Origin of the sequence: Actinomadura sp. NPDC048955, assembly GCF_040649435.1 — a bacterium.
GTDB classification, from domain to species: Bacteria; Actinomycetota; Actinomycetes; order Streptosporangiales; family Streptosporangiaceae; genus Spirillospora; species Spirillospora luteofluorescens.
This window is the reverse complement of the sequence record NZ_JBEZJI010000003.1, coordinates 60591-73006: the sequence shown is the minus strand read 5'-3', so window position 1 is coordinate 73006 and position 12416 is coordinate 60591. Positions and strand designations below refer to the sequence as shown.

The 12416-nt window shown below is 70.4% G+C and carries 17 protein-coding genes; 3 read left to right on the top strand and 14 right to left on the bottom strand.

Going from position 1 to position 12416, the window contains the following annotated elements; all coding sequences use genetic code 11:
- Nucleotides 1-229: 229 nt before the first annotated feature.
- The 3 genes from AB0C84_RS04195 to AB0C84_RS04185 all read right to left on the bottom strand — a co-directional run bounded on the left by AB0C84_RS04195 (nt 230) and on the right by AB0C84_RS04185 (nt 2553).
- Entirely contained in the window at nt 230-655 is a 426-nt protein-coding gene (locus tag AB0C84_RS04195) for a VOC family protein (RefSeq protein ID WP_258943975.1), read from the bottom strand.
- An 88-nt stretch (nt 656-743) separates the two neighbouring features.
- On the bottom strand, nt 744-1718 hold the full coding sequence (locus tag AB0C84_RS04190; protein WP_361060963.1) for a pyridoxal-phosphate dependent enzyme: 975 nt from the start codon (nt 1716-1718) through the stop codon (nt 744-746).
- A gap of 61 nt (nt 1719-1779) precedes the next feature.
- On the bottom strand, nt 1780-2553 hold the full coding sequence (locus AB0C84_RS04185) for an SDR family oxidoreductase (protein ID WP_361060961.1): 774 nt from the start codon (nt 2551-2553) through the stop codon (nt 1780-1782).
- 88 nt (nt 2554-2641) lie between these two features.
- Here AB0C84_RS04185 and AB0C84_RS04180 point away from each other — a divergent pair, with 88 nt between their 5' ends.
- The gene (locus AB0C84_RS04180) at nt 2642-3259 is read left to right on the top strand and encodes a TetR/AcrR family transcriptional regulator (protein ID WP_361060959.1); all 618 of its coding nucleotides are present in this window, start codon (nt 2642-2644) and stop codon (nt 3257-3259) included.
- A 180-nt stretch (nt 3260-3439) separates the two neighbouring features.
- Here the strand turns inward: AB0C84_RS04180 and AB0C84_RS04175 are convergent, their stop codons facing one another.
- The 3 genes from AB0C84_RS04175 to AB0C84_RS04165 all read right to left on the bottom strand — a co-directional run bounded on the left by AB0C84_RS04175 (nt 3440) and on the right by AB0C84_RS04165 (nt 5467).
- Nucleotides 3440-4438, bottom strand: a complete 999-nt coding sequence (locus tag AB0C84_RS04175) for a lipase (RefSeq protein WP_361060957.1) — start codon at nt 4436-4438, stop codon at nt 3440-3442.
- A 433-nt stretch (nt 4439-4871) separates the two neighbouring features.
- Nucleotides 4872-5057: a DUF397 domain-containing protein gene (locus tag AB0C84_RS04170; protein WP_361060955.1), complete on the bottom strand. Its 186-nt coding sequence runs from the start codon at nt 5055-5057 to the stop codon at nt 4872-4874.
- Complete coding sequence (locus AB0C84_RS04165; protein WP_361060953.1) at nt 5048-5467, bottom strand: DUF5753 domain-containing protein; 420 nt, start codon at nt 5465-5467, stop codon at nt 5048-5050. The genes AB0C84_RS04170 and AB0C84_RS04165 overlap by 10 nt, the downstream gene beginning before the upstream one ends.
- Before the next feature lie 18 nt (nt 5468-5485).
- Between AB0C84_RS04165 and AB0C84_RS04160 the strand changes: the two genes are divergently transcribed.
- Nucleotides 5486-5863, top strand: coding sequence for a hypothetical protein (locus AB0C84_RS04160; RefSeq protein WP_361060951.1), 378 nt, complete (start codon nt 5486-5488; stop codon nt 5861-5863).
- A gap of 95 nt (nt 5864-5958) precedes the next feature.
- Here the strand turns inward: AB0C84_RS04160 and AB0C84_RS04155 are convergent, their stop codons facing one another.
- The 6 genes from AB0C84_RS04155 to AB0C84_RS04130 form a co-directional block, all read right to left on the bottom strand.
- Entirely contained in the window at nt 5959-6462 is a 504-nt protein-coding gene (locus AB0C84_RS04155; protein ID WP_361061355.1) for a potassium channel family protein, read from the bottom strand.
- A gap of 130 nt (nt 6463-6592) precedes the next feature.
- The gene (gene gdhA, locus AB0C84_RS04150) at nt 6593-7930 is read right to left on the bottom strand and encodes an NADP-specific glutamate dehydrogenase (protein WP_361061353.1); all 1338 of its coding nucleotides are present in this window, start codon (nt 7928-7930) and stop codon (nt 6593-6595) included.
- A gap of 188 nt (nt 7931-8118) precedes the next feature.
- Nucleotides 8119-8769, bottom strand: coding sequence for a DUF4360 domain-containing protein (locus AB0C84_RS04145; protein WP_361060949.1), 651 nt, complete (start codon nt 8767-8769; stop codon nt 8119-8121).
- 75 nt (nt 8770-8844) lie between these two features.
- The gene (locus AB0C84_RS04140; RefSeq protein ID WP_361060947.1) at nt 8845-9495 is read right to left on the bottom strand and encodes a DUF4360 domain-containing protein; all 651 of its coding nucleotides are present in this window, start codon (nt 9493-9495) and stop codon (nt 8845-8847) included.
- Nucleotides 9496-9743: 248 nt separating this feature from the next.
- The gene (locus tag AB0C84_RS04135) at nt 9744-10115 is read right to left on the bottom strand and encodes a DUF488 family protein (RefSeq protein WP_361060945.1); all 372 of its coding nucleotides are present in this window, start codon (nt 10113-10115) and stop codon (nt 9744-9746) included.
- Between the two features lie 47 nt (nt 10116-10162).
- A complete protein-coding gene (locus tag AB0C84_RS04130) occupies nt 10163-10522 on the bottom strand; it encodes a hypothetical protein (RefSeq protein WP_361060944.1) in 360 nt (119 codons plus the stop codon).
- A gap of 104 nt (nt 10523-10626) precedes the next feature.
- Here AB0C84_RS04130 and AB0C84_RS04125 point away from each other — a divergent pair, with 104 nt between their 5' ends.
- Nucleotides 10627-10818, top strand: coding sequence for a hypothetical protein (locus tag AB0C84_RS04125; RefSeq protein ID WP_258943968.1), 192 nt, complete (start codon nt 10627-10629; stop codon nt 10816-10818).
- A gap of 83 nt (nt 10819-10901) precedes the next feature.
- Here the strand turns inward: AB0C84_RS04125 and AB0C84_RS04120 are convergent, their stop codons facing one another.
- Entirely contained in the window at nt 10902-11705 is an 804-nt protein-coding gene (locus tag AB0C84_RS04120; protein WP_361060942.1) for a hypothetical protein, read from the bottom strand.
- A gap of 9 nt (nt 11706-11714) precedes the next feature.
- Nucleotides 11715-11966 (bottom strand): hypothetical protein, encoded by a 252-nt coding sequence (locus tag AB0C84_RS04115; protein WP_361060940.1) that lies wholly within the window; start codon nt 11964-11966, stop codon nt 11715-11717.
- Nucleotides 11967-12416: the final 450 nt, after the last annotated feature.

Here is a 12416-nt window from a genome sequence, read left to right as displayed (position 1 = left end):
GCCCTGTCGCGCCGGACCGGTCAGGAATCGGGAAGCCCCCTTGACCGGCCCGCGTCCAGCGTGAAGTCAACGGATACCAGTACCGCCGGCCGGAGGCAGGCGATGGCACAGAATCAGCAGGTGAAAGCGCGCGGGGGCGGCAGGCTGGGGACCTGTCGCGGTGGGTGCGGCGGATGATGAACGCCCGCGCCGGACGCGCCCACCGGCATCTCCGCCGGAGGCGGCGGCCTCATCTGAGCTGCTCGGCCAGAGCGACGATGACGCCCGCCGGGCCGCGGAGGTAGCAGAGCAGGAAAAGGTCCTCGAACCGGTCGATCTCGCCGATGAGTTCCCCGCCATGGGCGCGCAGGCGGTCGACGGTGTCCCTGATGTCGTCCACGGCGAACATGACGCGGCGCAGGCCCAGCGTGTTCGGCGGGGCGTCGTCCGGGGCCCCGCTGATCAGGTCCGGAGCGTGGAACTTCGTCAGCTCGAGGGCGCCGTGGCCGTCCGGGGTCCGCATCATCTCGATCTCGACCTCGACGCCGTCGAGCCCGACGACGCGGTCCACCCACTGTCCCTGGACCGGCATCCTGCCTCCCGGCTCCATGCCGAGCTCGGTGAAGAACGCGACGGCGGCGTCGAGGTCGTCGACGACGATGCCGACGTGGTCCATGCGCTGAAGGGTCATGCCCCGTCTCCTTGGAGTTCGTTGACGTGCTCGTGGAATGAGTGCTCGGCCGCAGGTCCGGGCGCCCCGGTGGTCAGTGGCCGGGGGCCGCGCCGATCCAGCGGTGGTAGGCGTCCATGTCGACGTTGCCGCCGCACACGATCGTGACGACGTGGCGGTCTGTGAAGCGGGCGCGGTCTTCGAGGACCGCCGCGACGCCGAGGGCGGCCGACGGTTCGACGACGAGGCCGGCGTGGTCGAGGAGCATCCGCATACCGGCGATGATCGACGCCTCCTCGACCAGCACGGCGTCGTCGGCGACCAGGAGAAGATCGTCCAGGACCTCCGGGATGGGTCGGCGTCCGGCGACGCCGTCGGCTATGGTGTCGGTCGCTTCGGTGGTGACGACGCGCCGCCGGTGCCAGGAGCGCGTCATCGCCGGCGCGCCCGACGGCTGGACGCAGATCACCTCGACCCCGGGCGCGAAGGTCCTGAGCACGTGCCCTACCCCGGTGGCCAGCGCCCCGCCGCCGAGCGCGATCAGGACGGTGTCGAACGGCGTCGCGGAGTCCACCAGTTCCAGGCCGATGGTCGCCGCGCCCTCGCAGGTCTCGATGTCCAGGCTGTCCTCGACCAGCCGGATGCCGTCGTGCCGCGCGAGGGCGGCCGCCCGCTCGCGCGCCATGTCGAAGTCGCCGTCCACCAGTTCCAGCCTGGCGTCCAGCGCGCGGATGCGGTCGAGCTTCGCCGCGGGAGCGAAGCGGGACGCCACGACCGTGACGTCGAGCCCCCGGCCGCGCCCGGACCAGGCGAGGGCCTGGCCGAGGTTGCCCGCGCTGGCGCACACCGCCGCTCGCGGCCCGTTCTCGGCGAGCAGCCCGGCGACGAGCTCGGTGCCGCGGCCCTTGAAACTGCGGACCGGGTTCGCCGTCTCCAGCTTGATGCTCACCGCGCACCCGAGGACGGCCTCCAGCGCCTCGCAGCGATACAGCGGGGAGTCGAGGAAGACAGAGTCGATCATTCGGGGAGCCGCCCGGATCCGGGCGGTGTCGAGGCGCGTCGCCGGCACGACACCGCAGCCTAGCCCGCGAGGCCCTGACGAGCGCCGGACGGGGGCTCCGCCACCATGCTCACAACCCGGAACCGCCCGTCGCGTCGATCACCCGTCCGGTCACCCAGCGCGCGTCGTCGGAGGCGAGGAAGGCCACGATGTCGGCCACGTCCTCTGGCCGCCCGACCCGGCCGAGCGCGGCCAGAGAGGCCGCGCGGGCCTCGGCCTGCGGATCGCCGCGCAGCCAGCCCGCGTTGACATCGGTGTCGATGATGCCGGGCGCCACCGAGTTCGCGGTGATGCCCCGGGGGCCCAGTTCCTTGGCGAGATTGAGGGTGAAGGTGTCGAGCGCGCCCTTGGTGGCGCCGTAGGCCATGATCTCCGGCATGGCGATGCGGGCCACGCCGCTGGAGATGTTGATGATCCGGCCTCCGTCGCGCAGCCGCGGCAGCCCCTGCTGCACGATGAAGAACGGTGCGCGGACGTTCACGGCGAAGACCTCGTCGAACTCGTCCTCGGTCAGCGAAGCCAGATCGGAGCTGCGGCCGATGCCGGCGTTGTTGACGATGATGTCGACGGCCCCTCCCGGCGCGTAGTCGTCCGCATGGGCGTCGAAGGCGTCCCACAGGCGGGACGCGTCACCGTGGCGCCCCAGTTCCGCCCGCAGGGCGAAGGCCCGGCCGCCGTCCTTGCGGATGCGTTCGACGACCTCGTTCGCGGCCGTCTCGTCGCGGGCGTAGGCGACGGCGACTGTGGCTCCGTCCCGGCCGAGACGTTCCGCGATGGCCCGTCCGATGCCACGACTCCCACCGGTGACCAGCGCGACCTTGCCCTCAAGAGCTCGTGCGTCCATGGCTGCGGCCCCTCCTCCAAATTCTTGAGCGATGGCTCAAAAAAGGAAGGTAGCACACCTTTTTGAGCGATCGCTCTAGAATGTTGGGGTGAGCGACACACGGGCGAAGCGAGGGCGGCCGAGGGCGTTCGACCGCGACACGGCACTGACCGCGGCCACACGGCTGTTCTGGGAACGCGGCTACGAGGCCACGTCCGTCGGCGAGCTGACCGAGGCGATGGGCATCAGGCCCGGCAGCCTGTACGCGGCCTTCGGTGACAAGAGGTCCCTGTTCAAGGAGGTCGTATACAGCTATGGGCGCTCACCCGTGGGAGCCTTCATGACCGTCGCCCTCGATGAGGAACCCACCGCCTACGGCGCCTTCTCCCGCATCCTGCGAGAGGCGGCCGTCAACTACGCGGACCCGTCCCATCCGGCCGGCTGCCTGACGATCAGCGCGGCCGCCAACGTCACCCCGCAGGACGCCGAGGTGGCGGCATTCCTCCGCGCTCTGCGCAACAAGAACCTGGCCGTCTTCCAAGCCCGCCTCCAGGCGGCGCAGCAGGCCGGCGAGATCCCCTCCACGACGAGCCCCCGCGCCATGGCCGCGTACTTCGCCGCCGTCATCCAGGGCATGTCACAACGTGCCTGCGATGGAGCCACCGCTGCCGAGTTGACCGAAACCGCCGAACTGGCCCTCGCCGCCTGGCCCGCGACACGCAATTAACACCTGCGCTCCTACCGGCCACACCGTCCGACACAGGAACAGCCGCCCCACCACCATCCTGAGCCGGGCCGGTTGAGACGTCATCTCATCCGGTGGGTCGGCGGTGGAGGAGGAACTCGGCGTCGCGCCGCCCGCGGCCCGTCGAGCCGGCTCCGCTCCGTACGGTGCCGAAGAGGTGGCTCACGGGACGAGTTCGATTTCGGGGTATCGCGGGGACGGCCTGGTCAGAAGGCGGCCGTCACGGTGACGCAGATGCAGGTCGAAGAAGGCGCCCAGGTAGGCCCGTTGGACGGCGATGGCCCGGTCCGCGTCGATGGTGCCGACGCGGTCCGTCAGTTCGGCGACCACCCTGGGCGGGAGCGGGAGCGCCCTGATCAGCTGCTTCGCCAGAGGGGCCAGGTCGGTGAAGGTGTGGTGGCCTGAGCCGAGCAGCCGGAGCTGGTAGCGCCGACCGCGCAGATGGGACCAGAACTTCGCCCAGGACGGGTCGTTGTCGCGCCCGTGGTCGGCATTGGCCATCAGCAGGAAGGGGCGGTCGAGGCCGGTGGCGGCGACGGCCCCGCCGATGCTCCCGTCCAGGTCGGCGCCCGCGAGGATTCGGCGGTCACGGGCCATCGTCTCCGCGGCGGTACTGCCGCCCAGCGAATGACCGAACATGCCGACCCTGGACAGGTCGAGGGAACCCGGCAGGCCGTGCGGCAGAGGGCAGTGCTCGGCATCGGGATTCTTCCCGGCGTTCAAGGCGGCGAGTTCGTTCAACACGAAACGGGTGTCGTCTCGGCGCACTCGCGAAACCCCTGCGATGTCGGCGTCGTTGGGTTCGCCCGGGGCGCGCTGAAGGACGAGGCGGCCGCCGGGGAACTCCACGATCTGGGCTTCGTGGGTGTGGTCCATGGTGACGACCACGTAGCCGCGGCTGGCCAGATCCTCGACCAGCGCGGTGCCGAGTTCGCGCATCGAGCCATAGCCCGGGGAGAAGAGCACGACCGGACGGCCGCCACGATGCCTTGTGACGGGGGTGTTCTGGAAGGCGTGGGTGATGGGGAGGTCGACGTCGTCCAGTGAGGCATGAAGGCCGCGGCTGATCTGCTGCTTGTACAACGCAGCCGCACTCGGCTGGAGCCAGCGAGCGCGCCTGCGGCCGCCGGTGTGCCGGGTCGGGTACCAGAGGCTGACCATCAGTTCGCGCGGAGCGGGCGATGGACTCCACGGGTCCCGCCGTGAGCGGTCGACCAGATGGAGCGATGTCGTGCCTGTCCGATGCGGGCCGGTCGGCTTGGGCAGTGTCAGCCGGACTCGCCCTTCACGGTCCCCGGCGGTCGTCCGTTCGGCACCGGCGGGACGGCGGTCCGCCCCGGCCGGGCCCGCGATTGCGATCGAGAGCCCCGCCGTTCCGGCAGCGGCCAGAACCGACCGGCGCGTCGGGGCGGACGGCCGTGTGTTCATGTGGCTCCCCATCAGCAGTAGAAATCTGAAGATGAAGCACCAATGCTGGTGTCACGGCCGTGACAGCGACAGGGCGCGACCCGGATCTCAGGGACAGACCAGGGACTTCCCTGAGTCCGCCCTCCGGGTCGGAGGACACGGGTTCCCGTGACTCGCGGCGAGTTTCTCAGAGGTTCTTCAGCGCTGCCGCAAAGCGGCGGAAATCTTCGCGGCTCATTATGATCTCGGGCTCGTCAGGGGCCTTGCTGTCACGCACGGCAACAATGTCGGAGACGGAGGCGATTTCCACACAGTTGGAACCATCTTCTTTGCTCTTGGAACCCTTGCGCCACAATGCTTTACTCAGGTCCATCTCTCGTCAACCACCCTTCGGATCAACTCTCTCGTATCTCTCACGTTCAACGCCTCTCCCTGCAGCATGACAAATGTCTCGCTCACCAGGGCCACGTGTCTCGGGCTGGTCGTCGTTTCGCCACCATAGGCGTTGTCGGTGTACACGATCTGCCGCTGGTCGGGTAGCGTGGCGATCGCAAATGGAGCCCATACATTCCGTATGTAGCAGATCGGGGCTACTTGCAAACACACTCTGTCTCTGCGGGACAGTTCGATGAGGTGCTCCAACTGCTCTCTCATCACCTCCCTTCCGCCCACTTCGCGATAGAGGACGGTCTCGTCCATTACGACCGAGACGGCGGGTCCAGGCTTCTGATACAGAATCTCCTGGCGCCTTATTCTGTTCTTGAGGGCATCCTCGTCATCCAAAAGCGCGCGAGCGGTCGTATGGGCTCGCTGCGCCCGATGATCGTCCATGCGGGACGGTACCTGCTGTGGTGGCGGACCCTGCTGGACCGCGCCACGGCGATCCTGCATCTGGAGCTGCTCGCCGCCGCGATCGAGTCCAAGGGCTACCGCTGCATCAGGCACTACCAGGCCGACGACTTCCCTACCTGGGTGCCGCTTCTGTGGATCCTCGCGTTCAGCCCGGACGACCACGTGCGCCTCACGGTGAGCGTCCGCGCCACAGCCGGCCGGAAGTGGGCCTACTACGAGACCGGGCGCGGCAGGCACGGTCACCTCTCTCCCTGCGGCGACACCGAACGCGCCGCCGACCAGGTAGACGCGCTTCTCAAGCACCGGATGTTCCCCTCCACCTGGTGAGGCGCGGGGATGCAGTCGGCAAGCTGGGGACGGCGCGAACGGTGGCTGGAAAGGGTCCGCGACCTCGGGCCCGCGGGCCGCTAGGAGCGCTACGGCTAGCGGTCTCCGGCGGCGTCGGGGGGTTCGGCGGCCTTGCGTTCGACGCCTCGGCGCATCGCCTCAAGGAAGACCTTGGCCACGACGCCCAGGAAGACCAGGTCGCCGAGCATCTGGACGGCCGTCAGAGCGCGGGCCGTCTGGGAGATCGGGACGACGTCGGCGAAACCGACCGACGTGAAGATCGTGATGGTGAAGAACAGGGCGTCGATGTGCGTCAGCGGCTCGGAGAAACCGGGCGGGGTGTCGTGGCTCATCAGGCGGTAGCTGGAGGCGAACACCAGCAGGAAGAGCGCGACGGTCGTCCCCAGAGCCTCGATGGTGCGGAACCTCGGGGAGTGCGAGCGCGCGATCGACCTCGCCTGCCAGGTGACGAGCGCTCCCAGGGCGACCAGCGACACGGTCAGCACAACGCCGGTCACCGGCGTGAACGACCTGTTCAACGGGGCCGTGAAGTACACGACGACCAGGGCCACCGTGGTCAGCGTCGTGCGCAGGGCCACCTTGACCAAAGGCCGGATGCGGGCTCTTCGCGATTGCGCGTTCACTCTCCGTCCATGCCCAGGACCGCCCCTTCTGAGCCATCCGGCGGCTCAGCGCAGGGCGGTCCTGCGGCGGAGGTGACGCGCTTCGTCAGATGAGGCCCTGGGCGAGCATCGCGTCGGCCACGCGCTCGAAGCCGGCGATGTTGGCGCCGGCCACGTAGTCGCCGGGGGCGCCGTAGCGGTCGGCGGTCTCGTAGCAGGTGTCGTGGATGCTCGTCATGATCGCCGACAGCTCCTCCTCCACCTGGGAGAAGGGCCAGGCGGAGCGGCTCGCGTTCTGCCGCATCTCCAGCGCGCTCACCGCGACGCCGCCCGCGTTGGCGGCCTTGCCGGGCCCGAAGGCGACGCCCGCGTCCTGGAGGACGTGCACGGCCTCGGGCGTGGTCGGCATGTTGGCGCCCTCGGACACGGCCTTCACGCCGTTGCGGACGAGGATCGCGGCGGCGTCGGCGTCCAGCTCGTTCTGCGTCGCCGACGGCAGCGCGATGTCGGCGGGGACGTCCCACACCCGGCCGCCCGGGACGAACCGCGCGGAGGCGCCGCGCAGGTCGGCGTAGTCGGAGACGCGGCCCCGGTCGACCTCCTTGACCTGCTTGAGCAGGTCGAGGTCGATGCCCTTCTCGTCCACGACGTAGCCGCCGGAGTCGGAGACGGTGATGACGTTCGCGCCGAGCTGCTGCGCCTTCTCGATCGTGTAGATCGCGACGTTGCCGGAGCCGGAGACGGTGATCTGCTGGCCGTCCAGGTCCTCGCCGCGGCGGCGCAGCATCTCGGCCGTGAACATCACGTTGCCGTAGCCGGTCGCCTCCGTCCGGACGGCGGAGCCGCCCCACAGCATGCCCTTGCCGGTCAGCATCCCGGCCTCCCACCGGTTCGTGACGCGGCGGTACTGGCCGAACAGGAAGCCGATCTCGCGGGCGCCGACGCCGATGTCGCCGGCCGGGACGTCGGTGTGCTCGCCGACGTGGCGGTGCAGCTCGGTCATGAACGACTGGCAGAAGCGCATGACCTCCGCGTCGGAGCGGCCGTGCGGGTCGAAGTCGCTGCCGCCCTTGCCGCCGCCGATGCCGAGGCCGGTGAGCGCGTTCTTGAAGATCTGCTCGAAGCCGAGGAACTTGACAATGCCGAGGTTCACCGTGGGATGAAAGCGGAGCCCGCCCTTGTACGGCCCGAGCGCGCCGTTGTACTCGACGCGGAAGCCGCGGTTGACGTGGATCTCTCCGTTGTCGTCCTGCCACGGGACGCGGAACATGATCTGGCGCTCCGGCTCGATCACCCGCTCGACCAGCTTGGCGGTGGCGAGGCCCGGCCGCGCGGCCAGCACCGGGCCGAGGGATTCCAGCACCTCGTGCACGGCCTGGTGGAACTCGGCCTCCCCCGGATCGCGGCGCAGCACCCCCGCGTAGGTCTCCTCCAGGACGGCCATGGTCTCGGGCGGGGCCGGCAGACGTGAGGCGAGGGGCATGGTGAGGATCCTTCCTTGAGACCCCCTCACTCTAAAACCCGTTCCGGACTCCATCGGGACGCCCCGCCGCGACGACCCCTCACCCGGCGCCGGCCGGGCCGCGTCCTCCCTGGTGGAGGACGCGGCCCGGCGGGGCGGGCGGGGGCCGGTCAGCCCGGGCACTTCTTCCACGCGAAGTGGTACGTCGTCCTGACGCTCCCGTCGGTGGAGTCGAAGGCCATGAAGCTGGTCCTCGCGGCGTCCGAGGTGCCCTTGTAGACGCGCAGCTCGGTGTTGATGTTGAAGTTGCGGTCCTCGCCGCACGGCTTGAAGACGAGCTCGGAGACGTCCGTGCGGTCCGAGAACTGCCAGTTGTCGGAGTATCCGCCGCGGATCGTGTGGCTGACGGGCGTCGTCTGCGCCATGCCCTGGTGGTAGTAGTTCGCCTTCTCCATCCCGGACGCGCCGTCCTCCAGGTGCGCGAAGCCCCGGTAGTCCGCGCCGGCGATCGCGTACGTGAAGCCCTGCGGGACGTGCACGTTCAGGTTGATCTGGCAGTTCTTGCGGATGTCGGTCGGGTTGGAGCCGCCTCCGGCCTGGGCCAGGTAGTCGCTGTAGGTGACGGTGAACGCGGTGTTGTCGCTCGCCGCCGCCACCGCGGTCGTCCCCGCGCGGCAGCCGGACCCGTTCACGGTGTTGACGTCGATGACGATCCGGTCGGGCGGGGGCGGGTCCGCCGCCGTGGCGGACGCGGGCACGGCGGCCAGGGGGAGCGTCAGGGCGGCCAGGCAGGCCGCCGAGACGGACAGTCCTGTGCGCATCGGTTGTTCTCCTTTACTCGGGGCTGGATGGAAGCCGGCACGCTCGGCGCCGCTGGTCACGGCCGCGGAGGGCCGTCACCACGGGGGGCACTGCTTCCAGGCGAAGTGGTAGGTGGTCTTGATGCTTCCGTCGGTGGAGTCCATCGAGATGAAGCTCGTCTTCGCCGGGTCCGAGGTGCCCTTGAGGACTCGCAGTTCCGTGTTGACGTTGAAATTGCGCTCCTCGCCGCACGGCTTGTAGACGAGTTGCGCCACGTCGTTGGTGTCGGTGAACTGCCAGTTGTCGGCGTACTGGCCTTTCAGGGTGTGCGAGATGGCGGAGGTCTGCGACATTCCCTGGAAGTAGTAGCTCGCCTTCTCGACGGCGGAGGCGCCCGGTTCCAGGGACGCGAAGCCGCGGTAGTCGGTGGACGAGATCGCGTAGGTGAAGCCCTGGGGGACGTGCACCTTCATGCTGATCTGGCAGTTCTTCCGGAAGTCGGTCGGGCCGGAGGAACCGCCCGCCTGAGCCAGGTAGTCGCTGTAGGTGACGGTGAAGGCCTCCTTGTCCTCCGACACGGCGACCGCGGCCGTCCCGGTCGGGCAGCCCGACCCGTTGACGGTCGCGATCTCGATGGTCACCCCGTTCGGCCCGTGCACCCGGCGCGGCGCCGCGGACGCCGGTGCGGCGGCGAAGGCGCTCACGGCAATTGCGGCGGCAACGGAAACGGCAATCCCTTTACGCATGCGATTCCTCCTCGCTGGGACCTGCGCAAAGGGAGCGTAAACTTACCTGCTCAGAGGGGTCAATCGTCGCTTTTTCACTTTCCCATGGCGAGGCCGGAAAAGACGAAGGACCCTCTTTTGCGGGGCGCGATCAGGGGAGATGGAACGTCCAATGCCGGCCCTTTGAAGGCGGCAGTGGAAAGGAGCGTTCCATTCAGGTGAACGGCGAATTGACGCGCGACGTCCAGAAACCCCAGAACGGGTTGCGATCAGGCGCGGGAGGGCCCGCCGGACCCGCGGAGCCTGGCGGCGAGGACCGCGGCCTGGCTGCGGTCGACGTCCTTGGTCGCGGTGAGCAGGGTGACCGTGCCCTGCCCGGCTAGCTCCCGCAGGTGGTCGAGGGCCGCGGCGCGCTCCGGCTCGGCCAGTTCGGCGTCGTAGCGGCGGGTGAACTCCTCGAACTTGGCGGCGTCGTGGCCGTACCACTTGCGGAGCTCGGTCGAGGGGGCGACGTCCTTCTCCCACTCGTCCAGGTGGGCCTCGTCCTTCGACAGGCCCCGTGGCCACACCCTGTCGACCAGGATCCGCTTCCCGTCCGCGTCCGACGGCGACTCGTACACCCTGCGCAGCCGTACCTCCATGGCGCGTCTATACCCAGGGTCACGGAAGTGACGCGCCACCCCACGGCTCACTGCGGGGCCCGCGGACGTCCCGGCGGCGTCAGGGGCGGGCGGCGCGGCCCGTCGAGGTCCGGTGAAGCGGGGCGGGGCTCTCCGGGGGCGCGCCGTCCACCGGGGCCGTCGTCCCTGCCGGGGCCGCCCTCCCGGGCGTCGCGGCGGTCGGCGACGGCGCGGCGGGCGAACTCCGCGGCGGCCGTCCGGCGGGCGAACTCGCCGGCGAGGGCGCGGCCGAGGACGTCGTCGTCCGGGCGGTGCCTCTCCAGATATGCGAGGGCCTCGGCGAGTTCCGCGGTGGTCAGTCGCCGCACCGGCTTTCCGGTCCAGGGCGGTGGTCCGGCGGGCGGTGCGGCGCGGGGTTCGGTGGTCACGGCGGGGTCCTTTCAATTCCGGTGCCGGCAAAGCCTTTTCCGTGCCGGCGGCGGGGCGGCGCGGCGCAATGTTCCGCATTCGTGCCACCGAATAGAATCGGTACGTGCATTGGTGGAACCAGCAGGCCTGCGAAGCGGCCGCGGAGGCGCAGGCCGCCGATCCCTCGCCGGGAAATCTCATGGCCGCCGCGCAGGTGCAGGCGCTCGTCTCGATGGCGGAGGCGCTGCACCGCATCGCGGCGGCACTGGAGGCGCGGGACGACTCCGAGGCGGCCCTCTCCGCCCGGCCGAAATAGCCGCCGCCCCCGGCGGCGCGTGCCCGTCCAGCGAAAATACCGGTGCGCCCTGCCGGAGGGGCGCACCGGTATCTCACGGGGTGTCAGGCGTCGCTGAACGATTTGCGTTCCGGCCTGCCGTTCGCGCTCGGCGCGAGGCGGGAGGTCTTGGCGACGGAGGGGCGCGGCGGCGCGGTCTCGGCCAGGTGGTCGTGATCGGGCGCCGGGACGGCCGGGCGCTGCCCGGGCTCGGCCGCCGGGCGGGCCTCGTCGCGGGGCCGGTCCCGCAGCCGGCGCGCCGCCTGCCGGAGGGCGCGCTCGCCGACGAGCCGCGTCAGCTCCAGCCCCCAGCAGTCCAGCTTGTCGGCGTCGGTGAGGTCGTCGCGGCCGCTCAGCTCGGCCGCCAGGCCGCCGAGCCGCTGCGCCTCCGCCAGGTCGAACTCGCGCATGAGGTGGCAGCACAGCTCGGCGAGGGCCGCGTGGTCGCGTTCGAACGACAGCCCCGCCAGGTCGTCGTGCGACAGCCTGCTGAGCGCGCGCTTGCGTTCCAGCTCGCCGTCGGCGAGCCGCAGGATGCCGTTGAGGAGGGCGATGGGGCCGGTGCCGGCGCCGCGGCCCTGCGCGGGGGCGAACGACATGCGCAGCACGGCCGCGGAGCCGAGGCCGGCGGCGATGACCCGGACGACCACGAGGCTCGCCGGGGGTGTGGTGGCGGGCAGCCCGAACGTCCAGCCGGAGGCGGTCACCGCGATCAGCGCGACGATCGACGCGCTGGCGTTGACGAAGACGAACAGCAGCCCGCCCGGGGAGAGCAGGGCCGCGGCGGGCCGGTCGCGGTAGCGCGCGACGAGCTCGGCGAGGCCGATCGCGCCGCCGATCAGGGCGGCGAGGAGCATCTCGATGGTCATGACCTTCCTTTACGCGCTGCGGGCGGACAGCCGGCCGAACGGTGGCTCCTCGGTCCTGCCGCGCCGGGACGGCAGGGCGGCCGGGCGCCGCCGGGCGGCGGGCCCGGCGCGTTCGACCTCCAGGAAGACCAGCAGCCACTCCGCGGGGCCGGAGGCGGTCCCGGAGTGCGTGCGCAGCGCCTTCTCGCGGGCGGCGAGAAAGGCCAGCAGCCACTGGACGGGGCCGGACGCCCCGCCCGCGGCTCGAATTCGTGAATCCATGCGGGAGACCATTCCGCAGCCGTGCCGCGAAGTCGACTCCCCCGGGGTCAATTTTTCGATCCAGGCCCCCTGAACCGCCTTTTCCCGTCAGATCGGAAAAGTCCGCCGGACGTCGCGATCTCCGTCCGCTTGACCCGAGGCGCGAGGCCACTGGAATGGGTGCGGCGATTCCTTTGCCTGGAAATGGGACAGCGCGCCGAGAGGCCCGTGAGGGGAGATCCCCATTTATGCGGCGGCGCCCGCCACCGCGTCGGCGGCGCCCGCGCCATCCGACACGCCGGACGCCGGCCGTGGCCGGACCCGGAAACGGACGGAGGGGCCACTCCCCCCGAGTGACCCCTCTCCCCCCGTTCCGCCGTCGCGGTCTCGGCGCGGACGCAGAATCCGCCGCTCCCCCCGAAGCGGCTCGCGCCGACCGTTCAGCGGTTGGGAAGAACGTAGCGAGCGTTC